This is a genomic window from Chryseobacterium capnotolerans, from assembly GCF_021278965.1.
Taxonomy (GTDB): Bacteria; Bacteroidota; Bacteroidia; order Flavobacteriales; family Weeksellaceae; genus Chryseobacterium; species Chryseobacterium capnotolerans.
In genome coordinates this window covers 1696567-1721338 of the sequence record NZ_CP065589.1, presented here as the reverse complement: position 1 = coordinate 1721338, position 24772 = coordinate 1696567, and the positions used below count along the sequence as shown (strand labels likewise).

26 protein-coding genes and 3 pseudogenes are annotated in these 24772 nt (G+C 35.7%); 13 read left to right on the top strand and 16 right to left on the bottom strand.

What is annotated here, in order from left to right; all coding sequences use genetic code 11:
* The first annotated feature begins 52 nt into the window (after nt 1-52).
* The 8 genes from H5J24_RS08065 (at nt 53) to H5J24_RS08030 (ending at nt 6220) form a co-directional block, all read left to right on the top strand.
* Nucleotides 53-664: an L-threonylcarbamoyladenylate synthase gene (locus tag H5J24_RS08065; protein WP_045497812.1), complete on the top strand. Its 612-nt coding sequence runs from the start codon at nt 53-55 to the stop codon at nt 662-664.
* 47 nt (nt 665-711) lie between these two features.
* Nucleotides 712-1425 carry a CPBP family intramembrane glutamic endopeptidase gene (locus H5J24_RS08060; protein WP_141395693.1) on the top strand — a complete coding sequence of 238 codons (714 nt, stop codon included), beginning with the start codon at nt 712-714 and terminating at the stop codon, nt 1423-1425.
* 4 nt (nt 1426-1429) lie between these two features.
* A complete protein-coding gene (gene yaaA / locus H5J24_RS08055) occupies nt 1430-2188 on the top strand; it encodes a peroxide stress protein YaaA (RefSeq protein ID WP_068945127.1) in 759 nt (252 codons plus the stop codon).
* On the top strand, nt 2189-3037 hold the full coding sequence (gene prmC, locus H5J24_RS08050; RefSeq protein ID WP_068943621.1) for a peptide chain release factor N(5)-glutamine methyltransferase: 849 nt from the start codon (nt 2189-2191) through the stop codon (nt 3035-3037). It begins immediately after the preceding gene.
* A gap of 43 nt (nt 3038-3080) precedes the next feature.
* Nucleotides 3081-3440 carry a DUF4180 domain-containing protein gene (locus H5J24_RS08045; protein WP_068943622.1) on the top strand — a complete coding sequence of 120 codons (360 nt, stop codon included), beginning with the start codon at nt 3081-3083 and terminating at the stop codon, nt 3438-3440.
* Nucleotides 3441-4080: 640 nt separating this feature from the next.
* Nucleotides 4081-4656: a hypothetical protein gene (locus tag H5J24_RS08040; protein WP_068943623.1), complete on the top strand. Its 576-nt coding sequence runs from the start codon at nt 4081-4083 to the stop codon at nt 4654-4656.
* A gap of 60 nt (nt 4657-4716) precedes the next feature.
* A complete protein-coding gene (locus H5J24_RS08035) occupies nt 4717-5679 on the top strand; it encodes an L-type lectin family protein (RefSeq protein ID WP_232816201.1) in 963 nt (320 codons plus the stop codon).
* Complete coding sequence (locus H5J24_RS08030) at nt 5624-6220, top strand: hypothetical protein (RefSeq protein WP_232816200.1); 597 nt, start codon at nt 5624-5626, stop codon at nt 6218-6220. The genes H5J24_RS08035 and H5J24_RS08030 overlap by 56 nt, the downstream gene beginning before the upstream one ends.
* Before the next feature lie 108 nt (nt 6221-6328).
* Here H5J24_RS08030 and H5J24_RS08025 read toward each other — a convergent pair whose 3' ends face one another.
* The 10 genes and pseudogenes from H5J24_RS08025 to H5J24_RS07980 form a co-directional block, all read right to left on the bottom strand.
* Complete coding sequence (locus H5J24_RS08025; protein WP_068943625.1) at nt 6329-7303, bottom strand: NAD-dependent epimerase/dehydratase family protein; 975 nt, start codon at nt 7301-7303, stop codon at nt 6329-6331.
* A complete protein-coding gene (locus H5J24_RS08020; protein WP_068943626.1) occupies nt 7300-8085 on the bottom strand; it encodes an SDR family NAD(P)-dependent oxidoreductase in 786 nt (261 codons plus the stop codon). The genes H5J24_RS08025 and H5J24_RS08020 overlap by 4 nt, the downstream gene beginning before the upstream one ends.
* A gap of 161 nt (nt 8086-8246) precedes the next feature.
* Nucleotides 8247-8987 carry a helix-turn-helix domain-containing protein gene (locus H5J24_RS08015; protein ID WP_232816199.1) on the bottom strand — a complete coding sequence of 247 codons (741 nt, stop codon included), beginning with the start codon at nt 8985-8987 and terminating at the stop codon, nt 8247-8249.
* A 50-nt stretch (nt 8988-9037) separates the two neighbouring features.
* A complete protein-coding gene (locus H5J24_RS08010) occupies nt 9038-9334 on the bottom strand; it encodes a hypothetical protein (RefSeq protein ID WP_232816198.1) in 297 nt (98 codons plus the stop codon).
* Between the two features lie 33 nt (nt 9335-9367).
* Nucleotides 9368-10009 carry a rhomboid family intramembrane serine protease gene (locus H5J24_RS08005; protein ID WP_068943628.1) on the bottom strand — a complete coding sequence of 214 codons (642 nt, stop codon included), beginning with the start codon at nt 10007-10009 and terminating at the stop codon, nt 9368-9370.
* Nucleotides 10010-10052: 43 nt separating this feature from the next.
* Nucleotides 10053-12645, bottom strand: a pseudogene (locus H5J24_RS08000) (DNA gyrase/topoisomerase IV subunit A).
* Between the two features lie 8 nt (nt 12646-12653).
* Nucleotides 12654-13070 (bottom strand): hypothetical protein, encoded by a 417-nt coding sequence (locus tag H5J24_RS07995; RefSeq protein WP_082811227.1) that lies wholly within the window; start codon nt 13068-13070, stop codon nt 12654-12656.
* Nucleotides 13071-13159: 89 nt separating this feature from the next.
* Nucleotides 13160-15047 (bottom strand): annotated as a pseudogene (locus tag H5J24_RS07990) (DNA topoisomerase IV subunit B).
* A 173-nt stretch (nt 15048-15220) separates the two neighbouring features.
* Nucleotides 15221-15592 (bottom strand): DUF2867 domain-containing protein, encoded by a 372-nt coding sequence (locus H5J24_RS07985; RefSeq protein ID WP_232816197.1) that lies wholly within the window; start codon nt 15590-15592, stop codon nt 15221-15223.
* Nucleotides 15531-15764, bottom strand: a complete 234-nt coding sequence (locus H5J24_RS07980; protein ID WP_232816196.1) for a hypothetical protein — start codon at nt 15762-15764, stop codon at nt 15531-15533. The genes H5J24_RS07985 and H5J24_RS07980 overlap by 62 nt, the downstream gene beginning before the upstream one ends.
* Before the next feature lie 1094 nt (nt 15765-16858).
* Here H5J24_RS07980 and H5J24_RS07975 point away from each other — a divergent pair.
* The 5 genes from H5J24_RS07975 to H5J24_RS07955 all read left to right on the top strand — a co-directional run bounded on the left by H5J24_RS07975 (nt 16859) and on the right by H5J24_RS07955 (nt 19119).
* On the top strand, nt 16859-18007 hold the full coding sequence (locus H5J24_RS07975) for a methionine aminotransferase (protein WP_068945129.1): 1149 nt from the start codon (nt 16859-16861) through the stop codon (nt 18005-18007).
* Nucleotides 18008-18170: 163 nt separating this feature from the next.
* On the top strand, nt 18171-18341 hold the full coding sequence (locus H5J24_RS07970; protein ID WP_141395694.1) for a bacteriocin: 171 nt from the start codon (nt 18171-18173) through the stop codon (nt 18339-18341).
* Nucleotides 18342-18365: 24 nt separating this feature from the next.
* Nucleotides 18366-18560 (top strand): hypothetical protein, encoded by a 195-nt coding sequence (locus H5J24_RS07965; RefSeq protein ID WP_068943632.1) that lies wholly within the window; start codon nt 18366-18368, stop codon nt 18558-18560.
* Between the two features lie 27 nt (nt 18561-18587).
* Entirely contained in the window at nt 18588-18743 is a 156-nt protein-coding gene (locus H5J24_RS07960; protein WP_167387007.1) for a hypothetical protein, read from the top strand.
* Nucleotides 18744-18945: 202 nt separating this feature from the next.
* Entirely contained in the window at nt 18946-19119 is a 174-nt protein-coding gene (locus H5J24_RS07955) for a hypothetical protein (protein ID WP_167387008.1), read from the top strand.
* A 106-nt stretch (nt 19120-19225) separates the two neighbouring features.
* On the opposite strand, the gene H5J24_RS07950 is transcribed toward H5J24_RS07955, so the two are convergent.
* The 6 genes and pseudogenes from H5J24_RS07950 to H5J24_RS07925 all read right to left on the bottom strand — a co-directional run bounded on the left by H5J24_RS07950 (nt 19226) and on the right by H5J24_RS07925 (nt 24712).
* Nucleotides 19226-19990, bottom strand: coding sequence for an SDR family NAD(P)-dependent oxidoreductase (locus tag H5J24_RS07950; protein WP_068943633.1), 765 nt, complete (start codon nt 19988-19990; stop codon nt 19226-19228).
* Nucleotides 19991-20077: 87 nt separating this feature from the next.
* The gene (locus H5J24_RS07945) at nt 20078-21016 is read right to left on the bottom strand and encodes a helix-turn-helix domain-containing protein (RefSeq protein ID WP_068943634.1); all 939 of its coding nucleotides are present in this window, start codon (nt 21014-21016) and stop codon (nt 20078-20080) included.
* A 91-nt stretch (nt 21017-21107) separates the two neighbouring features.
* Nucleotides 21108-21887 carry a helix-turn-helix domain-containing protein gene (locus H5J24_RS07940; RefSeq protein WP_068943635.1) on the bottom strand — a complete coding sequence of 260 codons (780 nt, stop codon included), beginning with the start codon at nt 21885-21887 and terminating at the stop codon, nt 21108-21110.
* Nucleotides 21888-21893: 6 nt separating this feature from the next.
* A pseudogene (locus tag H5J24_RS07935) lies at nt 21894-22936 on the bottom strand (MBL fold metallo-hydrolase).
* Between the two features lie 83 nt (nt 22937-23019).
* Nucleotides 23020-23673 (bottom strand): NAD-dependent epimerase/dehydratase family protein, encoded by a 654-nt coding sequence (locus H5J24_RS07930; protein WP_068943637.1) that lies wholly within the window; start codon nt 23671-23673, stop codon nt 23020-23022.
* Between the two features lies 1 nt (nt 23674).
* A complete protein-coding gene (locus H5J24_RS07925) occupies nt 23675-24712 on the bottom strand; it encodes an SDR family oxidoreductase (protein WP_488153960.1) in 1038 nt (345 codons plus the stop codon).
* Nucleotides 24713-24772 lie beyond the last annotated feature (60 nt).

Here is a 24772-nt window from a genome sequence, read left to right as displayed (position 1 = left end):
TTTAAATAAAGGACTTTTATGAAAACTATTTTATTATTTGTATCTTTGTTTTATGGCAAAGATATTAAAAATTTATCCCGACAACCCACAGGAAAATCTTGTGAATGAAGTCATTAAAACATTAAATAATGGTGGATTGATTATCTATCCTTCTGATACAATTTATGCGCTTGGCTGTAATATTTTTGATATAAAAGCCATGGAAAAGTTGGCTCAACTGAAAAAATTGAAGCTTGAAAAATCAAAGTTCTCCATAATCTGTAATGATCTGAGCCACCTTTCTGACTTTACAAGACCTATTGATACTTCGGTTTTCAGGTTTCTGAAAAGCCACCTTCCGGGACCGTTCACCTTTATTCTTGAAGCGAACAAAAGCTTACCTTTAGCTTATAAAGGGCATAAAACAATTGGTATCCGTGTTCCAGATCATCCTATTCCTCAACTTATTGTAGAAAAACTGGGACATCCTATTGCTTCAACTTCCATCAGAGATGATGATGAAATTATTGAATACTCTACTGATCCTGAATTGATTGCTGAAAAGTACGATCATCTGGTAGACATTGTTATTGATTCCGGATATGGAGACAATGTAGCGTCAACGATTGTGGACCTTACCTCAGGAGAGCCTGAAGTAATCCGTCAGGGAAAAGGAATTATCTAATTCAAAATTTTTGATATTTAAAATTCTGATGTACGCTACAGCTGCGGTTGATAGATTTTATGGGGCTTAATGGAAAATATTCGATAGGAATTCTACTCACATTTGTGCTTTTAGGCATCGTGATGCTTTATGTTTTCCCTGTTATCAGTATGATTACAGGCGCAAAGACTATTACGGGAAATACTTTCTCTATCAGCAGAATTGCCTTATGGACTGTTTTATTCATCATGTTTCTCTACAGTCTTTTTATTGAAAAGGGTTCTTTTTTACTTAAAGTAGAAAAGAAGTATTCTATTGCATTCAACATAAAGGCTGTAATCGTTTTATACCTTGTCTGTGTCTTTGGAGGTGCTGTTTTGAATGGAATAATTCAGTTTGCAATCCATAAAGAAGATAGCACCAAAATTTTGCAATTCACCACCCTTTTTAAAAATGATTATTTTTTAATTATTTTTACATGTTTTACAGCCGGCGCTGTAGAAGAGCTTCTGATGCGGGGTTATATACAACCCAGGATTGAGAGAATATACAACAGCCCGTTAGCTGGAGTTTTAGTCTCGGCCACCTTATTTGGAATTCTACACAGCACTTACGGAACCATTGGCCAGGTCGTAGTACCTTTCTTTATTGGAGTCGTTTTTGCTATGTTTTATAAAATATATTCAAATATTAAAATTCTTATTGTCTGTCATTTTATGGTTGACTTCGTCACTTTGATGGCTATGAATTTTATTGATTTTAAACATTTATCTGTATTTTAACATTATGAAAATTGTAACATCCCCTGCCAAATTAATGAATGTAGAAAACTCAACAGATCTGTTGAAAGCTACTACTCCTAAGTTCATTGAAGATGCAGCTTTTATACAAACTTATTTAAAAGAAAAATCACCCAAATATCTTTCCGAGCTGATGGAGATCTCGCCAAAACTGGCTGATGAAAACTGGGAAAGAAATCAAAAATGGAAAGCAAAACCTACTGCTAAAGAGTCTGCACCTGCTATGTTTGCTTTCACAGGAGAAGTCTACAGAGGGCTGGATGCCAAAACACTTGACAAAGATGCTGTAGATTATCTTCAAAAAAACTACAGAATGCTTTCCGGATTATATGGTCTTCTGAAGCCTTCTGATAAAGTAATGCTTTATAGGCTGGAAATGGGTCGTCACTTTGAATTCGACCAGTATAAAAACTTATATGAGTTCTGGAGAGAAAAAATCACAGAACAGCTGAATAATGAGATGAAAAAAGGAGAAATTCTGCTCCACTTGGCCAGCAATGAATATGGAAAGGTGATTGACAGAAAGAAACTGAACCATAAAGTAATTGATTTTGATTTTTATGAGCTAAAAGACGGCAAACTAAAAACTATTGTAGTCTATACCAAACATGCCAGAGGACTTGTGGTAAGATTCTGTGCAGAAACTAATGCTAAAACCCTGGATGATGTAAAGGCTTTCAATTATGAAGGATACAGAATTAATGAAGAAAAATCTACAGACACTAAATTGGTTTTCACAAGATAAATGACAATATCAGCATTTAAAAAATATTTCAAAGCAGAACTTTCCGACCTTTATACAGAGTCGGAAAGCGCTTTTTTGACCTCCATATTGATTCAGAAAATTGTAGGCTTTGATTCTTTTGAACAAAGAAGATTTTCAGAACAGGAACTTCTGATAGATGATGAACAAAAGCTTTGTCAATTAGTTTCTGAATTAAAAACCGGCAGACCCTATCAGCAGATTCTTGGAGAAACAGAATTTTACGGCATGACATTTCTTGTGGATGAACATGTTTTGATTCCCCGCCCGGAAACAGAAGAGCTTTTGGAAATTGCCATCCGGGAGATTCAAAACTCTGAACATCATGGTTCAGGATTAAAGATTCTTGATATTGGTACGGGAAGCGGGGTAATTCCTTTGGTTTTAAAGAAACATTTTCCCACTGCTGAAGTTTCTTCAATAGATTTTTCTGAAAAAGCTTTAGAAACAGCCAAACGAAATGCAGACTATCATCAACTTGATATTCAATTTATTCATGCAGATTATCTGAATATAAAGCTTACTGATCAATATGACATTATCATTTCAAACCCGCCGTATATAGGCATTGAGGAAGAAACAGAGATTGAGTATTCTGTAAAAGGATTTGAACCTACCATGGCTCTTTTCTCTCCTACTTCTGATGCTTTGATCTTCTACAGAAAGATTGCAGAGGATTCCAGAGAACATCTGAGGGATAATGGATTTTTATTTTTAGAAATTAATCAAAAACTAGGGCCAGAAACATTGGAATTATACGACTACTTCTCCAATGCACAGTTAATAAAAGACTTATCTGAAAATGACCGTTTTATTTATGGAAGAAAATAAGTAATTTTATACTTCATAAAACATAACCATACATCCCAAAATCATGGATATCAAGCCACACAATGCCGGAGATATAAAAATTGCTGAAGTCACTTCCGATCACATTATTATTCAATCTGCTGAAGACGGATTGGATCTTATGGGAAACATTTATTATCAGGGATTTGATAAAGTTATTCTCTATGAAAAAAATATCACCCCCAGTTTCTTTGATCTGAAAACCAAAATTGCAGGAGAAATTCTGCAAAAGTTTTCCAATTATCAGATCGGATTGACTATTATTGGGGATTTCAGTAAGTATGAAAGTAAAAGTATGAAAGATTTTATCTTTGAAAGTAATACAACCAGGCATGTTAATTTTGTAGAAACATTGGCAGAAGCCCTCGAAAATTTTTCAAAATAACCAAAACTGTAATAAGGCCTCTATTAGACAGCAATATCTCTTATTCTTATTAAAAATCCCTTTGAAAACAATTTCTAGATATTATAAGATACCCTGTAAGACTAATTACAGGGTTTATTTTTTACCCCACCCATTGAAAATCAACATATTCCCTATATCAAGCTGTGCAAAAATAATCTACAAAAATTAATTTTTGAATAAAAATACTAATGATAAATTAATTTTTAGTTTAAAAATTAAACTAAAATGAATTTAATCACCATAAAACAGGCAAATAAAATGAATTATTCATATATTTGCATAAAACACAAGGGTTATGAATTATACTTTTTTTAGTAGCCATTCAACATATTACGGCTATTTAAATCATTCTATTTTTTGAATTGTCTTTACAGAATAAAGAAACATTCCCAGTTATAGGGTTTGTACTTTACAGCTGTTATTGATCTTCAAAAAATTTCCATATTCAAGCTTATTTAATGGCATATCAACTCCAAGGAGTTGTTATACAACTTTTGCGGGCATCGCTGAAGCTAACCGAAAAATCTAATAAGATTGCCCTTTTAAAAAATAACCATAAAAACGCAATTAAGAGAGTATTAACGCTAAAAACAAATAAACGTACAATAAATACACTTACATGAAAAATTATTTCGTATCAATTATTTTATTTTCAATGAGTTCGTTTGCTTATGCACAAGTTGGGATTAATACACCCAATCCGGATGCAAGCGCAGCATTAGAAGTTTACAGCCAAAATAAAGGAATGTTGATTCCCAGGCTTACCACGGCTAAAAGGGATGCGATCCCCAATCCTGCCAATTCACTTCTCATTTATGACACAGATAAAAAGTGTCTAAGTCAAAACATCGGAAGCCCTTCCAATCCGGATTGGCTATGCATCAGTGGAAATGCAGTTAAAATGTTTTATATGCCAAGTGTATCTTTTGATACTTCTCAAAATGCCACTGCTCAAACCAAAGACCTTTATACCTTATATAAGAATCAATTTGGAACTCCAAAAGCAAAAAGTACAAGTGCTCCTGCTTCTATTCCTTTCTTCCCATCTAGTAAAGATCTTTACTATTATGTAACGGATGCTGATCCTAATGTCTTCAGAAATATTTCTATTTCGGATTCCGGAGTCATGACATATGACGTGAGAGCTGCCGCTACAGACTGTTCATTTATTAATATCGTTTTCGTTGTAAAATAATGGAGTTATGAACAGAAATAGTATAATCTTACATTTTAAAAAATTCTGTTTATTGCTTCCTTGTCTATATTTTCACAACACATTACTGCCCAAAATCAACAAGGTACGGGTTATCCTTATTTTGTTAATTTTACCCAGGGCCTACAACCTCAGGAAGCATATAAGGTGGCAACAAGCGGAGTTCAAAATGATGCAACTTTTACCACGGAAGGGTTAAGGCTCACCCGGAATGTAACTAATATATCCGGTGGTGTTATCCTTGCAGACAAAAAATTCACCAGTGATCAGGGAATTAAGTTCGAATTTGAATACGTTATCTATGGTGGAAATACCAACGGAGGTGACGGGATTTCTATATTTTTGGTAGATGGATCTATTCCCAAAGATCAGCTTAATCTTGGCTACTTTGGTGGTGGATTAGGCTATACTTTTGTAATGAGAAATCCAAGACAAGGAGGAAATCTGGAAGGTTTAAGAGGTGCTTATTTGGGAATCGGTCTTGATGAATTCGGAAATTTTAAAACCAGATTTCGTCAAGGAGACAGAACCAGAAATGGTCTTACCGATGTATCTATTGCCGATGGCCGGAATAATGTAACTTTAAGAGGTAAACGCGGGAATCAGTATCTTTCATCTTCTGAACCTGCCGGATACAATGGTTATCCACTGCTTTACAGTACGGCAACTAATGCTTCTCCTTCAAGCAGCAACCGTTCAGTATACTTAAATACTCAGACCGGAAAGCATATTGCTACTCAAAACTCAACTTTTAGCCAGTTTACGATGGAAAACGGAGGGAATACAATTCCCCAGAATGATTCTGATGCCAGATTTCGTAAGGTATATGTTACCCTGGTACCTAATCCTGCGGGAGGCTATAATATTACATTAGAGATCCAGCATGGCAATGTTAAGGAAAAAGTTATTGATAATTATTATTATCCAACATCTTTAAAGTATACAGAGAATGCGATGCAAAATAACCAAGTCAGAACACTGGATACTTCCCCCTTCCACTTTTAGAATTGGATTTGCGGCTTCAACCGGAGATGCTAAAAATATACACCTTCTAAAAAATCTGGGAGTTACCAAGCCTTATGCTGCTGAAGTTACCGACGATCTGTTTGCAGGATGTCCAGGAATAAAATCCATATATTCTCCCCTTCTGAACGATGCAGCTTATACATCAAAAAGCGGTCAAAATCCACCTGTTGCTTCTTACGATAATATTGACTTCAATTCATTCCGCTTTTTAGATATCAATGGTGCCGTTATTCCTAATATAACCGGTGGTGTTTATACCAATAGCGAAGGAACCTGGACCTACTATCCGGCAACCGGAAAATTAGCCTTTAAACCAGCTAACGGATTTACCGGTGTCGCTAAAATAAGATATGACATCAAAGGCGGAGGAAGGAATGGCTCTGAAGTCCCTTACAACCAAGAAGACTATCGATCTATGCCGGGATTAATACAAGTTAATATTTCCAATACTAACAATTGTAGTAAAGCTTGTGTGATATCCAATAAGAATGTCACTCAAAAAATACAAATCAATCCATAGCAGGAAACACCCTAGAATTTAAAAACCGACTTTTGTCGGTTTTTTTATGTTTACAGATGAAAGACTTGAAACCTATGGTCCCATTGTAAAAGATCAATTCATTAGAAATCAACTCTTCATTTTTTTAGATTTAAAATAATCAACAGCATCTTCTATCGCTTTGTCTATTGGCTTGTAATGAATATCCAGATCTTCTGCTGATTTTTGGTTAGCGTAATAGTTATGAACCTGAAGCGCCTTCATGTTAGAAGAACAGAGATTCGTCTCTATATTTAATCCTCTCAAAAGATCTCCTGTCCAGCCTAAAATATTCAGGAATACATTAGGAATTGGCATCATAAAAGGACTTTGATTTGTAATTCTATTTACTTTTTTGAAAAACTGTTTGTAGCTTAGATTTTCATTAGCCAATAAGTATTTTTCTCCATTCTTTCCACGCTCCAATGCATGGATCACTCCATTGGCAGCATCTTCAGCGTGAACAAAGTTTTTTCCTCCTTTCGGATAAAAGATCAACTTCTTTTTCCAAGCCCAGAAAATTAATTTACCTGAACTTGGTTTTCTATCATAAGCTCCGATCATAAAAGTAGGATTCAGAATGATAAGTTCTGTATGCTTACGATTTTGCAAAAGATAATTTTCAGCATTCAATTTACTTTGAGCATAAAAAGAATCTGTAAAAGGGTGTTTCTGAACGTCATCCTCATTTCCCGGATATTCCTCACTCCCAAATCCTATGGTATTGGCCGAGCTTATAAATAAAAACCTTCTCACTCCACAAACTTCCGCCTGAGATAAAAGATGTGCAGTAAGATCATAGTTTACTTTTTTATAATCCTCATACCGGATCAGATTCTGGCTTGTTTCTGCGGCGATATGAATGATGCAGTCAACATTTACCAGATATTGTGAAAGATCAGAGGTCAGATACCCCTCAATCAATTTGAGGTTTTTATTTTTTTCGCCCAGATACTTGCTTTTCTGGCGCACCAAAGCAATAACAGAATAACCATTTTGTAATAATTTAATGATAACATTGGTTCCCAGAAGCCCTGTAGCTCCGGTTACAAAAACTTTTTTCATGCTTCGATCTCTCTTTTTATGGCTTGTGTCATCAGAGGAAGTTTAATCCAAATAGGAAGAATCTTCATCACTAGCCAGCTTATTGGATTGACCATAATTACGGAATCTTTTTTAAATAACCGCTGAATGGATCGAGCTGCTACTTTATCCGGATTTAAAAGTGTCAATCTGCCCCAAAAACCCTGTTTTTCAATCCTTTTACAAACATCGGTATTGGTTTTCATGGCTCCGGGATTCACCACACTTACAAAAACATTGGTGTCTTTTAATTCTTCATGCAGCCCTCTTGAAAAGGAATGGATAAAACTTTTGGAGGCAGGATACACCGTTTTAAATCCTATCGGAGAGAATGCGGCCATGCTTGAAACGTTCAAAATATAGGCTTTAGGCTGTTTTAAAAGATTCGGCAGCAATTGATGGGTCATCAGGGAAGTTGCGGTAACATTGACCTGTAAAATGGTGTTGATATAATCCGAAGTGGCCTCAGTAAACTTCTTTGTTCCTCCAAGGCCTGCATTATTGATCAGAATATGGATATTAAAAGACGAATTAAGCCATTCTGTAAGCTTCATCACATTTTCATTAATGGAAAGGTCCACTTCATAGCAATGCACTTTTATATGATACTCTTCTTTAAGTTTCAGTGCAACTTCTTGTAAATTCTGATCAGGAAGACTGACCAAAATAAGATTGATATTTTTCCTGGCCAGATTTTCAGCAAAAGATTTTCCCAAACCCTGACTTGCTCCTGTGACCACAGCGTATGATTCTTTGGTATCCATAAGATTAAATTTTACAGGACAAAGCTATCATAGAAATACCCTTTAAATGTTCCGGATTATCTGAACGAACGTATTTGCTTAACAAAAAACGAAAACAATATAAAACACTAAATAACAATGAATTAATCGCCTTCAAAAAGTAAAAGTTTATAAACCTGAACTTATTTTTTGAATTCAGAAGGGGTTTTTCCGGTCACTTTTTTGAAGGTCGTATTGAAGGAAGTTTTGGAATTGAACCCTGACTCATAAGCGATTCCCAGGATGGATAACTTGCTTCCGGAGTCTTTAAGAAGCTGTTTGGCATATTCAACCCTGAACTCGTTCACATATTGGAAAAAATTCTTTTGAAAACCAGTATTGATGACATATGACAAATGATGGGTAGAAACAGAAAGTATTTCTGCCAGCTTAATTAGGTTCAGCTCACTATCCAGATAAGGTTTCTGGATGCTCATTATGTTTTCAAGCTGAGCTTTAATTTTTATCAGTTCTTCGTCCGGTATCAGCTTTCTTCTTATCTCTTCAGGATCAGAATCATCTTGGATAGAGATTAATTCCTCCCGTTGTTTTTCTTCTAATGGATAAATTTCTTTTTGCTTTAAAGAATAATATCCAACGCAATAAATAACCACAAGGAATACGGCATTGATAAAGAAATTTAATGATTTAGGATCATAAAACAGGTTGTATACTACGTAGATAATGTTGACAGCAAGAATAACCAGGATAATATATTCCAGCCAATTCAGGTTGATTCCTTCGGTATTGGAAGAGAACTGCTGAATCTTTCGCTGATGTTTTCTGATGGTAATGTAAGAAAGTACTGTATAAAATAATGCCTGAACCAAAATAAGGATTATACTTAGAGACTCGAACGGGCTGGTATATCCTATTCTAGCCAATACAAGACATGTTACAAATGCTGCTGGCAGCAACAGATACTTTAGGTCTGCTATTGTAAACCTAAAAGAAGGGTTGGTATAAAATAATACGCTGAAATAAAAAAGATAGGGGTCAGATATTGTATAATCCGGACCCAAAAAAGGGAATGAAATTCTACTGTTGCCCCTGTTATGAGAAAAAGAATTTCATCCAGCCAGAAAGTAGACCAAAGAAAGAGAAAGATTCCGAACCAGAAATTGGCTTTCCGGTTAACTTTTAAAGGGTTTGCAATATTCAGTAGAGAAAGCAAAACCAATGAACCATAGATAAGTATCACGATGAAACTGTTGAATTCTGATGTGTTCATTGGTTTTGATATTTTAGATTAAAAATAGTCTTTTTATCTTATTCGTTTCCTTACAAAAATCTGATACCCCAGATAAATTAATGGTAGTGACATCACCCCAAGATATACAATATTACTCATGGCCAACTGTGGATGTAACACAATAGAATATACCAATCCGAAAAAGGCTCCTCCAAGGTGGGCAGCATGTCCCAGATTATCCCATTGCTTAGGATTCAGCATCATGTATACAGAATATCCAAAATACAATGTTCCGAATAGCCATCCCGGTAAGAAATTCACACTGATCTCATTCGGGGCCATTGCTATAGAGGCAAAAATAATTCCCGAAACAGCTCCTGAAGCTCCGATTGCCGAATACCACGGTTGTTTCTGATAAATCTGTAAACTAAACAGGTTTCCAAGGATCATGGATCCAAAATAGATAATTAAAAACCCAATTTCTCCAAAGATATGAACCACCACTCCCTGAAAGAAGTATAAGGAAAGCATATTAAAGAACAGGTGCATAAAATCTGCGTGTAAAAATGCAGAACTTATCAGTCTTATATATTCTTTACGGTTAGCAATTGCTCCAACATTGAATTTATATTTTTCAAATAAAAGCGTATTGTTGAAACCCATGTAACTGAATACACAAGTAACCGCAATAATGATCAAAACAATTATATCCATCTGATGTTTTTTTATTGATTGTTAAGTAAAAAGAATGATCTCCCTACTCAGTTTCATTTCCCTCTTCAGCTTGAAACAGATCTCCGATAATCCCACCATCTTCATCCATATCTCCTGTTGGTTCCGGATCTTCATATACTTCCGGTTCTTCTTCTACAGGTTCTGGGATGGTAATATTAATGGCTTTTACTTTAAATTTCGTAAACTGATTGCCTATCGCTTTTATTCCTTTTACGGCAATAAACTCGTCGATATTGATGGTTTCCGGATCACGATCTTTGCCTTTATCTTTTGCAAAAATAATTTCTGCGGTTACATCATTGGCAACGATTACATTTTCAATGAATGAGTTCGGATGCTCGGATGGCATAAAGGTCTGTACGTTTACCGTATTTTCCAGCAGGAATCGTTTGATAAAATAGATTTGCTTTTCCCCATCATAATAAATACAGGTAATCGGCTGCTCAGGTTTCCACTTTTCCAATACCAGATATTCATCATCAAAACGGTTTCCTAAATCAAAAGAAACCAATTTTACTTCACCGTTGGTATTGATTGTTAAAATTTTATCATCTCCTTTGAAGCTTCCCAATAAGGTACCTCTTGCATCAGCATTCAGTCTTCTTACCGTATCATCAAACCAAATTCTTCTTGGTGCCAGTGTAGAAACCCCTTCTTCTTTAAGGTCTACTTTCTTCACCGCATATTTCGTCACCAGGTTTCCTTTTGAATCTCTTCCTTTAATGGCCAGATCGGAGAAATTGATCTCCATTTTATTCTTTCTGATTCTAGGATTTGGCTTTAAAAGTACCGAAACGGTTTCTGCTTCCCCATTTGGGTTGGCTGAGAAGTATAACGTTTCCGAGCCTTTTTTGTCTGATGCTAACGGATAATCTGTATTTCTTGTGACTCCGGTTACAGAGAAACGTTTCATATAATAAGGTCCTTCTCTCCCTTCACGGTAGATCATATTGTACACCGTTCTCTTATCATTTTTCTTCCATACAGCAACGTGGAGAATATCTTTTCCGATAAATGTTTTAGCTTCCACTTTTACCACTTTCATGCTGCCGTCTTTTCTGAAAGTAATGATATCATCAATATCTGAGCAGTCAAACATATACTGATCTTTCTTCAGTGAAGTTCCAATGAAGCCTTCTTCAAAGTTGGCATAGAACTTCTCATTGGCTACAGCTACTTTAGTGGCATCAATGGTATCAAAGATTCTCAGTTCTGTTTTTCTCTGCTTGTCTTTTCCGTATTTCTTCTGAATATTTAAGTAATAATCAATAGCATACGTTATCAGGTTGGCAAGGTGATGTTTTACCTGCTCAATTTTACCTTCAAGAGAAGCTATATTTTCTTTAAATTTATCTAAATCGAATCTTGAAATTCTCTTGATTCTGATCTCCGTCAATTTTAGAATATCTTCCTCAGTTACGGCTCTTAAAAGATGCTTGGTATGAGGCTTTAATCCTTTATCAATGGTTATTAAGACGTCTTCCCAGCTCTTCACTTCTTCAATATCGTGATAAATTCTGTTTTCGATGAAGATTCTTTCCAGGGAGGAGAAATGCCAGCTTTCCTGAAGCTCATGAAGTTCTATTTCAAGTTCTTTTTTCAATAACGAAACTGTATGATCCGTATTCATTTTCAGAATATCGGAAACATTCATGAACATTGGTTTATCACCAACAATCACACAGGCATTCGGAGAAATTGTTACCTGGCAGTCTGTAAAGGCATACAGGGCATCAATCGTCTTATCCGGAGAAACATCGTTATGAATATGAATCAGAATTTCGACTTTATCAGAAGTATTGTCTTCAATTTTCTTGATCTTGATCTTCCCTTTTTCATTGGCTTTCAAGATAGAATCAATCAGGTCACTTGTTGTTTTGGAATATGGAAGCTCAGAAATCACCAGCGTATGTTTATCCGTCTGGGTAATTTTGGCTCTGGCTCTTACTTTTCCGCCTCTATGACCATCATTATATTCTGATACATCCAGATAACCAGCTGTTAAAAAAGTCCGGATAGATCTCAAATTTCTTTCCTTTTAGATAGGCTACAGATGCATTGATAAGCTCATTAAAGTTATGCGGAAGGATCTTTGTAGAAAGCCCTACTCCAATTCCTTCTACCCCTTGTGTAAGAAGCAGTGGAAATTTTACCGGAAGATCAATGGGCTCATTATTTCTACCATCATAGGATTTTGTCCATTCGGTAGTTTTGGGATTAAAGACTACTTCCAGGGCAAAAGGGGTCAGCCTGGCTTCAATATACCTCGCTGCTGCTGCAGAATCTCCTGTATAGATATTTCCCCAGTTCCCCTGAGTATCTATCAGGAGTTCTTTTTGCCCAATCTGAACCATGGCGTCTGTAATGGAAGCATCACCGTGAGGGTGATATTTCATGGTGTTTCCCACGATATTGGCCACCTTATTGTAACGGCCATCTTCCAGTTCCCGCATAGAGTGCATAATTCTTCGCTGAACAGGTTTTAACCCATCAAATATCGAAGGAATGGCTCTATCCAAAATCACATAGGAAGCATAATCCAGAAACCAGTCTTTGTAGAGACCGGAAACTTTCTTCAGGCTTTCTCCCTCATGCGAATATTCTTCTGTCGTCATCTGTTATATTAATCTTTTTTCTCTTTATTAGCTTTTACCACTTTATTCAGAGAGAGTTTTAAATCGTTTATTTCTTTTCTGGTCAAGTAAGAAACCTGGTACTTCAGAATCGTAGATCCATTATTCTTACTTGAGACGGTAATATATAATCTTTTGATAAAGAAAATATTAATTACGTCATATTTTATCAGTTTATATTTCGGAAACTCATCATGGAGAGGTTTGCTCAAAAAAGGAATGATATTCCTGTTTTTAAAATGCAGTGCTTCTCCATCACTGTCATATTCAAAAATCTGCCGCCCGTTAAGATGAAAGATTACTAATAATAATATGGGAACAATTATCATCAAATAGCTTTCAACTCCTAATACATTAAATCTGTATTCATTGGCTAAAAACCCAACTATTCCAAACACTGCAATCATTATCAACAGTGTATTAATAAAGTTATAAAATGATGTTTTACTACGGTTACTTAATCTCATTGTGATTCTTATATGGTGTTCATCAGTTGTTAGCTGCTTACTTCATCAAGAATGTGTTTTTTATCAATTTCAGAATCGTCTTCCACTACCAAGTTCTCAAGAATGAAAGTCTGTCTGTCGGGTGTATTTTTACCCATATAAAATTCTAATAGCTGCTCTATGGTCTGATCTTTTCCAACCACTACCGGCTCTAAACGGATATCTTTTCCGATGAAATGCTTAAACTCATCCGGAGAAATCTCCCCTAATCCCTTAAATCGGGTGATTTCAGGATTTTTTCCAAGATCATTCAACGCTTTTACCCGCTCCGCTTCTGAATAACAATATCGGGTTTCTTTTTTATTTCTCACCCTAAATAATGGGGTTTGAAGAATATAAAGGTGTCCATTTTTAATCAGATCCGGGAAAAATTGCAGGAAGAATGTAATCATCAACAGGCGGATGTGCATTCCATCCACATCGGCATCCGTTGCAATAATTACCTGATTGTATCTCAGGTCTTCTAAGCTTTCTTCAATATTTAAAGCAGCCTGAAGAAGGTTAAACTCTTCATTCTCGTACACTACTTTCTTCGTCAATCCATAGCAGTTCAAAGGCTTTCCTTTTAATGAGAATACCGCCTGTGTTTCTACATCTCTTGACTTGGTGATAGATCCTGATGCAGAGTCTCCTTCGGTGATAAAGATCTGCGTATCTCCTTTTCGCTCAGCTTTCTGATCGTTATAATGCTGTCTGCAGTCACGAAGTTTCTTATTGTGAAGAGATACTTTTTTAGCTCTTTCTCTGGCCAGCTTCTGGATTCCGGAAAGTTCTTTTCTCTCTCTCTCAGAGATCAGAATCTTTCTTTGAATGGCTTCAGCTATTTCAGGGTTTTTATGCAGGAAATTATCCAGTTTACTTTTTTAGAAAATCAATGATAAAGGTTCTTACGGTAGGTCCATTAGGTCCCATATCATTAGATCCCAGCTTCGTTTTGGTCTGAGATTCGAAAACCGGCTCTTCTACATTGATGGAAATCGCAGCAATGATTGATTTTCTGATATCAGAAGCATCAAAACTTTTATTGAAAAACTCACGGATCGTTTTTACATATGCTTCACGGAAAGCATTCAGATGAGTACCTCCCTGTGTTGTATTCTGTCCGTTAACGAATGAGAAATAAGTTTCCGTTTGTGATTTATCAGAATGGGTAATGGCGACTTCAATATCTTCATCCTTTAAATGAACAATCGGATAAAGGATATCGCTTTCCAGTTCTTCTTCCAAAAGATCTTTCAGACCGTTTTCAGAAAAATAGGTTTCCCCATTGAATAGTATTTTCAATCCCGGATTCAGATACGCGTAGTTGCGTAACATTCTTTCGATATACTCTTTTCTGTATTTGAAATGTTGGAAAATTTCTCCATCAGGAATAAAAGAAATTTCAGTTCCGTTTCTGTCTGAAGTTTCTTTTTCATCAAAGTTTTCTTTGATCATACCGCGGGAGAATTCCGCTGCTTTCATTTTTCCATCACGGAAAGAGCGTACTCTAAAGTAGTCTGAAAGGGCATTTACAGCTTTTGTCCCCACCCCATTCAGTCCGACAGATTTTTTGAACGCTTTACTGTCGTATTTACCTCCGGTATTCATTTTAGAAACGGCATCTACCATCTTCCCGAGTGGAATTCCACGCCCAAAATCACGAATGGTAACTTTGCCGTCATCCAGCTTTATTTCAATTCTTTTTCCGGCTCTCATCCTGAACTCATCAATGGAGTTATCCAGAATTTCTTTAAGCAAAATGTAAATACCATCATCGGCAGAGGATCCGTCACCCAGTTTCCCGATGTACATGCCGGGACGCAGACGGATATGTTCCTGCCAATCGAGGGTTCTGATATTCTCTTCGGAGTAGGTTGGATTTATTTCTTGTGACATATATAATTTCAGCAAACATACAAAAGTACGAAATTGTCTAAAATTATCCGAATTTTACTCTTCATTTTTTATCAACATTCTTCCTGAAATTTGTATTTAGATAACAAAAAAGTAGACTTATTTGAAAAAAAATAAAGGGTAAATGTCTGTATGCCGACACTTACCCTTTGAAATTATTGTTGGGCACTTTCCAGCTTGCCTATTATATTCTTAAGCATTGCTGGAACAATGAGTCTATGAAAAGGACGTACTGGTAAAAAATACAATACCCCCAGCCAGTTATGGAACTTTACTGTAGTGGAAATGGTTAAGGAGTTTTCATCCTGCCCACCTTGGTTCTTATCAAATAAAAGGGAAACCCTGAAATCCAAATGTTTATCATCTTCTCCAAGAACAATCTCGTTACTTGTTTTATTAAAAACTTTAAAAAGACCTACACGTTCTCCGACTTCACATGTAAAACTATCAGCTTCTTTTACCGGATTACTCTCTGTACCTGTTTTCAAGCCGAAGAATCCCACTACTCTGTTTCTGAAAGCAAACATTCTCTTTCCCCATGTTGGCCCACTTGTGAAAAAAAGCTTTCCCAATCTGGGCAATAGTGAAATTCTGTCCATTTCCTACCAGTCCGCCTTCAAAACTATCTGCATAATCAAACTTTTCATTTCCCTGAGACAAAATGGATCTTGCCGGAAACTCAATCTTCTTAATTTTCATGATCATTGGTTTTAAAAAATTATTTTTAGCATAACAAATGTAAGCATCATTCAGCATATTTAAAAGCAAAAAAACATATTTTTCAAACAATCGTTTAAATTGCTTTTATTGTAGAAATGGGCCGTGATTTGTTGGATAACGCGAAGACGCAAAGTTTTTTAGATTCATACAGTGGTAAGGCGCAAAGATTTTATTTCCGATAAAATTGTGTACGGTTAAATATGATGATAGAAGTTTTTCGGCAGCTTTCCTTGCTGAGAATCTTGCATCCTTTTGCGCCTTAAAAACACCATATTATTTAAATTATTTGCGTTTTCCAACCTAAAAAAGTCTCGCAGATTTTGCTGATTACGCAGATATTTTAAATACCACCAATAGAATATAAAATCTTTAAAAACTTACCTTGCTGAAAATCTTAGATTCTCTTGCGCCCTAAAAACAGTTCCTATGATAATTCCTTGCTCCCTTGCGTTTTCCAACCTAAAAAATCTCGAAGATTTTACTAATTACGCAGATATTTTAAATACCATCAATAGAATATAAAATCTTTAAAAACTTACCTTGCTGAGAATCTCGGATTCTCTTGCGTCCTAAAAACAGTTCCTATGATAATTCCTTGCGCCCTTGCGTTTTCCAACCTAAAAAATCTCGAAGATTTTACTAATTACGCAGATATTTTAAATACCATCAATAGAATATAAAATCTTTAAAAACTTACCTTGCTGAGAATCCCGGATTCTCTTGCGTCCTAAAAACAGTTCCTATGATAATTCCTTGCGCCCTTGCGTTTTCCAATCTAAAAAATCTCGAAGATTTTACTAATTACGCAGATATTTTAAATACCATCAATAGAATATAAAATCTTTAAAAACTTACCTTGCTGAGAATCTTAGATTCTCTTGCGCCCTAAAAACAGTTCCTATGATAATTCCTTGCGCCCTTGCGTTTTCCAACCAAAAAAAAACTCTTATAAATACTGTACACTGTCTAAAAAGAATTTTTACAGCATGAGAAACATTGATAATAATAGAAGTATTTAAATGAGCAACATTTTAAATAATTCATTAAATTCGGTATCAACAAAATCTGTTTTTATGATACAACTTCCTTTATCAAAACTTTCCAATGTGGGAACTACTATTTTCAGCCAAATGACGCAGCTGGCCAATGAAAATGAAGCAATCAACCTTTCTCAGGGATTCCCTGATTTCATGCCGGATTCCGAATTATTAAACAATGTAGATCACTTTGTAAAAAAAGGTTTTAATCAATATGCTCCATTAGGAGGAATGATGGGCCTAAAGGAAGAAATCGCAAGAAAAATTGAAAACAGCCACCAGAGTTCTTATCATCCGGATTCGGAAATTACAGTTACTGCAGGCGGGACCCAAGCTATTTTTACCACTATTGCTGCTTTTATCAAAAAAGATGATGAAGTCATTATTTTTGAACCTGCTTACGACTGCTATGAGCCTACTGTGGAGCTTTTTGGAGGTATTGTAAAACGTTTTGAAATGAAAGCGCCGGATTATCAAATCGACTGGGCAACTGTAAAAAGTCTGGTAAACGATAAAACCAAAATGATTATTCTCAATAATCCGAATAATCCATCTGGAAAAATCTTAAAGGAGGAAGATATTAATGAATTGATTCAATTGGTAAAAGGCACTTCGATTCTTATTTTAAGTGATGAAGTGTATGAAAATATTGTTTTTGATGGAAAACAGCATTTAAGCATCTGTAAATATCCTGAACTTAAAGAAAGAAGTCTTCTTGTGGCTTCATTTGGAAAACTTTTCCATGTTACAGGCTGGAAAGTGGGATATTGTGCTGCTCCCAAAGCTTTAATGGATGAGTTCAGAAAAGTACATCAGTTTAATGTTTTTTGTGTGAATACTCCTATTCAGCTTGCATTGGCAGAGTATATGAAAAATGATGAACATTATCTTCATCTTAATCAGTTCTTTCAGGAAAAAAGAGATTTTCTGAGAAAGGGGCTTTCAGGAACTTCTTTTGAATTATTGGATTGTGAAGGGACCTATTTTCAGGCTGTAAAATACACTAAAATTTCAGATAAAAATGATTTCGATTTTGCCAGTGAACTGACGATCAATCATAAGGTGGCCAGTGTTCCGTTTTCTTCATTTTACAAAAACAAGCTGAATGAAAATGTGATCAGGTTATGCTTTGCCAAGAAACAGGAAACCCTGGAAAGAGCCCTTGAAAACCTTTCAAAAGTATAAGCATTTTCAAAAACTGCCTGTTTTTTTACTTATCAATAGAGAACTTATTCATTTTTTTCAAGTATAAAAAGGCATATCTTTATTAATATTTTTCTTCAATAGGTGATTTACTGTTGAAACTTTTCATATATTCGTAATATACAACTCATTAAAAATCAGAATCATGAAAAACAAAGTATCCCTAAACGCTAAGAAACTTAATAAAAAAGAACTGCGAACCATCAACGGAGGACTTTTAATGTGTCTTGATCCTTCATTAAGATGCAGACAGTATCATCCTAAATGTGCAGAAGACCAATGTAAGCCGGAACAACCCAGAGAGCCTTTGAATTAAAACAATAACCAAATGATCACTATCATGAAAAAATACACTTCTCTACAAGCAAAAAAACTCAGTAAAAAGGAATTAAAAATTATTGCAGGGGGTATGCTTGACTGCATGCCTGCTCAGAAAATCTGCCTGCCTCATATGGAGCCATGCCCCACCAATGTTGATGAAAATGGCTGTGCTATGATTTCACCTCATTGCGGGCAAAAAATATGCAGACCTTAATAACAATCAATCTATAAAATCTAAACTATGAAAAACAACATTCAACTTAACGGTAGAAAACTGAACAAAAAACAATTGATCACCATCAAAGGTGGCTTAAAAATATGCAGGCCGGAAGGTTTTACAGAATGTAAAGAATATGGGAAATACTGCGGTGAACCGGAATGTAAAGCTCCTTTTTAATCCTAAATTAATACCGTTATTAATCTACTTAAAAGTCTATCTCAAAAAGGGATGGACTTTTGTTTTCACATGCTGTTATTTCAATACAAGACAACAAACACATTAGTTTGAGATCATCACAAAGCTTATTTATCCCTAATACGGGATTTATATTTGATATTTTCCGTATATTCGTCATATGTAACTCTTTAAATATCAAACCATGAACAAGCAACATTTAAACAGAGGAAAAAAATTAGCCAAGAATGAACTGAAAATGATCACAGGCGGAGGAGACGTAACATGTAAAATCTACGGAGACTACTGTTATTATTATGGGTCAGGATGCAGGGAACAAGAATGCCAGCCGCCCATTCCTGTTGATCCGATCGACTAATAGACAATTATAAAAAATAAAAGAACCGGCATGCTTTACCGGTTCTTCTTGTTTTACTTGTATACCAGAAAAAAATTATGAAATATTATATTATTGATGCTGTCTTTTAAAGAAACATTCCTCCTGAAGCCTCAATTCTTTGCCCGTTAATCCATCCTGCATCATCAGTGCATAGAAATGCCACCACTCCACCAATATCGTCGGGAAGCCCTACTCTTCCTAAAGCTGTTGAACCAGCTATCATATCATTGATTTCTTTATTATCTCTTACTCTTCCGCCTCCGAAATCGGTTTCAATAGCGCCTGGCGCTATTACATTTGCTTTTATTTTTCTGGAGCCCAATTCTTTGGCCATATATTTAGTCAACATTTCCACTCCTGCTTTTATAGAACCATATACAGATGAACCAGGTGTTGCAAATCTGGCCAATCCAGAAGAGATATTGATAATTCCTCCCCCATCATTGATGAAAGGCAATAATTTTTGAGTTAAGAAAAAGACTCCTTTGAAATGAATATCCAGCATATCATCCATCTGCTCTTCCGTTACTTCTGTAATTGGAGCATATAAAGCGGTTCCTGCATTATTCACAAGGTAATCAATAGCAGCATTTCCAGTAGTCTCTTTTACGTAATCAGTAACGTTTTTCACAAATGCATCAAAACTTTTACGATCTTTAGTATCTAACTGAAAAGCTGTTCCTTTTCTGCCCATTGCTTTTATTTCCTCCACTACAGCTTCTGCTTCTTCTTTATTGCTTCTATATGTAATGATAACATCCAGTCCTTTTTGGGCAATTTTAAGGGCTGAGTTTTTACCTAATCCGCGGCTTCCTCCGGTTACCAATACTATTTTTGTTTTTGCTTCCATATTTTTGGTTGTTTTAGTGATACAAAGTTGGGGCATTTACAGTAGAAAGAGTTTACCTAAATCAATCCGAAATTTGCAAAATTCAAATCAGGATCGAAATTCTAAAGGGGTAAATGTGGTTTTTCTTTTAAAAAAGTTTGAAAAATGGGCAATTTCTTCGAAACCAAGAGCATAAGAAATTTCAGATACATTCCATTGGGTTTGCTTCAAAAGAATTTTTGCTTCTTGAATGATACGATCACCGATAAATTCCGTCGTGGTTTTTCCGGTACTTTCTTTTAATCTTTTGTTGAGATAATTAACATGTACGGACAGCCTTTCTGCATAATCATTTGCGGCTCTTAATTGTAATCTCTGTTCAAGGGATTCTATAGGAAACTGCCTTTCTAACAATTCTATAAATAAAGAAACCACCCTCATTGAAGCATCTTTTGAAACTGGAATTTTTGAAGCAGGCTGCAACTTTTGACCGTAATGAATAAGCTCCCACACGTAATTTCTGATCAGATCATATTTAAATACATAATCTGAATCTATTTCATTTTTTATCTTTTTAAAAAGTAATTCTAATTCATCTGCCAGTTCATCATTAATTTCAAAGATGGGAATTGCTCCGGGCTGAAAAATAGGTAAATTTTCTAAGGTATTGTGGGAGGTTTCTCTTATAAAAAAATCCTCCGTAAATACACAAAAGCTACCGGATTGCCGGGTGTCTTCCGGAATCCAATGATAAGGAACCTTTGGAGTGGCAAATAACAATGCATTGTGTTCTATGGATATCGTCTTATCGGCATACTCCGCTCTGTTCTTCCCTCTGATCAGGCTAATTTTGTAATACTTCCTCCTGTTATACGGCATTTCTGAAGTATTTTTAACCCGTTCAAGAGTCTGGGCAATATCAAACACATTAAAATGGCCGATATCTTTATGGAGGCCTTTAGGAAAAATATCTTCCAGGCTTTTCCCTAGTTTAGCGGTCATTTCTCTGTAAAAATCATCCAGTGAAGAATGGGCTATTTTCTCCATACTCAATCAGTTGTAAAATTCAAATATACAAAGTTATGAAGTCTTTTGTTTATTTGTATGTTTTTTAATGGTAAAGATCTGTTTCCTGCTGTTAAAGACTTTTGGCTGATATTCCAAACTCTTTTTTGAAAGCAAAAGAAAAGTGTGAGAAATCTTCAAAACCGAGATCAAGATAAATATCACCCGGCCTTAGTTTTTTCTCTTCAATAAGAAAACGAGCTTCCTGTAATCTTCTTTTCACTAACCAACGATTGGGTGTATCATCAAAAATCTTTTTAAAATCTCTTTTAAATGCTGATAGACTACGCCCTGTAAGAAAAGCAAGCCGTTCTACATTCACATTGAACTTATAATTTTTCTGCATAAACTGTTCAAGATCCAAACGGCCAGGAATTCCAAAATCAAAAAGAATATCAGATAATTCAGGATGTATCTGCAGGAGAATAAGTAAAAGTTCTTCTCTTTTTAAATCAGAAAACGCAGTACTGATATTCCCTGAATCTGTATAATAGGGTTCTAATGAAATTAAAAAATGATCTATCAGTTTATCTTTTTTTATAGAAATAAATGCATCTTTTGAATGAAAATTCTGAAATGACAAGCTATGTTTTTTTTGAAATTCTTTCAAAAATAATTCATCAAAGATAAAAATCACCTTTTCAAATTCATTATTATCTTTCTGTTTATTATAACGGGCCAGCCTGTTTTTTCTTACCATACAGCTGTCTCCCGGCTTAAGGGTATAGTGTTTATTTCCGTCATATCCATTCATTGTCCCTTTTGCCAGGAAAAGGAAAAAATGCTCTGTTATAAACTGTTCAGGAGAAATAACAGGTCCCACAAAACAGGATTTTATTTCAGTGATCTTCATGTTGTATTATTTTACGTTTTTCCACCATTGTTTAAAGACTTGAGACCGATCATCTAATCTTACAATTTCCCCTATCATCGGGGTAGCCAGGCGGTAGTTTTTTGATTGAGATAAGGTAAAAATCCGGTTAAGAGGTTCATTCCAGGGATGTCTTGCCAGGGTAAATTTTGAGTGGTGAACTGGCAACAGGTTTTTAGCTTGTAATTCTGTAGTTGCCAGAGCTACCTCTTCAGGTAATTCATGTACAGATTGCCAGGCTTTGTTATATTGCCCGCACTCCATGATTGCCCAATCTATAGCAGGATGATTTTCAGCTATTTTTTTAAAACGGCCACTGTATCCACCATCTCCACTGTAGTATATATTTAGTGTAGGTGACTGGATAAAAAAGACAACCACAGCGCCTGTGAATCCGTAAATCCTCTTCCTCCTGCATGATGAGTATTTTCCGCATATATTGTAAAGCCTTGTTTTACATCCAGCTTACCACCCCAGTCTTTTTCAATAATTTGCTGCGGTTTATACCCCCATTTTTCATAATGAGCTCCTGCTCCCAATCCACAAACTACAAATTTTACTTTTGATTGTAAAGCTTTTACGGTTTCATAATCCAAATGATCGTAATGATCATGGGAAAGTAGCATATAATCAATCTCAGGCATATCAGTCACGGTATATATATCACTTCCTTTATAAGCTTTTACACCCCATGGTAAAGGAGATGCTTTGCCGCTAAAGACAGTATCTACTAAAATTTTAATTCCATCTACCTGTAAAAAGAAAGACGAATGACCAAACCAGACGAGAATATTGTCATGAGGTGAAATTGCCTTAAGATCTGTTTTTACGGAGGGTAAAATACCTTCAGGTTCTGTGTGCGGATTGGTTTCAGCCAGAGATTTCCAAATTTCTTCTACAAAACTGTAGCCCGGAGTGATCACAGGTTTTTCTTCAAGGTTTCTGAATTTTCCGTTTTTATAGTGCGCTGATTTTTTTACTAATTCCAGTCTTTCTCCTTCAGGTAATGCTCCAAACTGCGGCTGTTTCATATAAAAGTAGACAATAACTACTATGATTAAAATGAGGCACAGAACAACAGCTCCTCCTGTTTTTATTATGGTCAAAAATTTCTTCATCGGGCCGCTTCTTTTATATCTTTTACCTCCATAACAGTATTTTTATACCCCTTTTCAACACAATGAATCATTGCGAGCCCTACTTCTTCCATTTTACAGATCCAACCGGGAAAAAGTAAATACCAAACCGGTGATAAGACATCGAAAAAACGATAAATAAAGCGAACATTTTTTTGTTCTTTTACGGGTCTCATAAATCCTGGACGGAAATTATAAACAGCTTTAAAAGGCAGTTTCAGCAATGCATTTTCTGTGCGTCCTTTTACTCTTGCCCACATTACTTTTCCTTTCTCTGTGCTATCTGTACGATTTCCTGAGACATATATAAAGGTCATTGCTTTGTTTATTCGAGATAATTCTTCGGCAAAAGGCAGTACAAAATCATAAGTCTTTCGGGTAAAACTTTCTTCTGTTTCGCCTACAGAACTTGCCCCTGCACAAAAGAAGCAGGCATCATATCCGTTTAGTTCAGCGCTGTAATTTTTAATTTCAGAAAAATCTTTTACGATCAGTTCTTTCAGTTTAGGATGCTTATGTTCTGAAGGTTTTCTGGTGATGGTTAATACTTCCGTGACTTCCGGACGATTCAGACCTACCAATAAAACTCCTTCACCCACTAATCCTGTTGCTCCTGTGATGATTACTCTCATTTTAAACCTGATTAAATTTAATTAAACTTTCTGCAGCATCTACTATTGCCTCTTCTGCACTTCTGGGCTTCCAATTTAATATTTTTTTTGCTTTTTCATTACTTGCTCTTTTTATGAGACCTAAATGAGGAGTAATCATTTTTATTTTAGGATTGAAAACCGAGATCACTCTTATGATCCAGTTTGGCAATTCTTTTTTAGGGACTTTATGGGCAACATGTCCTAAATTTTTCCTTAAGATGTTGGCTACATCCAGCATCGACAAAGCTTCTCCTGCAACAGCAATAAAACGTTGTCCACTCGCTTCAGGCATCGTTAAAGCTCTAAAATGCAGATCTGCAACATCCCGGACATCCACATACCCTGTAATAAGCTTAGGACAGCCTCTCATTTCTCCATTTAACATCTGTTTTATAATCTGGATAGAATGGGCATAATCATTCGATAACACAGGTCCCATAACTGTCGTTGGATTAACAACAGACAACTCCATTCCTGCGCCTTCATTCTGTATAAACTCCCAGGCTGCTTTCTCGGAAATGGTTTTAGAGCGCTGGTAGGGAAAGACAGTATCATTAAGAACAGTCCAATCGTCTTCTGTATAAGGAGTATCTTTAAGTGTTCCATAACTTACTGCCCCAAAAGCAGATGTTAATACCACTCTTTTTACGCCTGCTTTCTTTGCGGCACGCATTACAAACAACACTCCATTCCTGGCAGGAATAACAAAATCTTCTTCTGTTTTCGCATCGGTATTGGGAGTAGGTGATGCTGTATGAATAACATACTGACATCCTTCAGCAGCTTTCTCCCAGCTTGCTTCATTTTGTAAATCTGCTTCGGCAAAGGATAAGTCTTCAAAAGAAGTAACTCCACCTTCTTTAAGCATTTCTTTTACCAGTTCTGCTTTTTTAAGGGAACGAAGTGTTGCTTTCACTTTATAGCCTTTATTGAGTAAAACAATCATACAATAGCAGGCAATAAATCCTGAACCTCCGGTTACCAAAACGGTTTCTTTTTTTCCATTTTCTTTACGTATTTATAAAGCAAATTTCCGTATTAAAGCACAAACAAAATGTGTTGAAAAGTTCATTTTTAT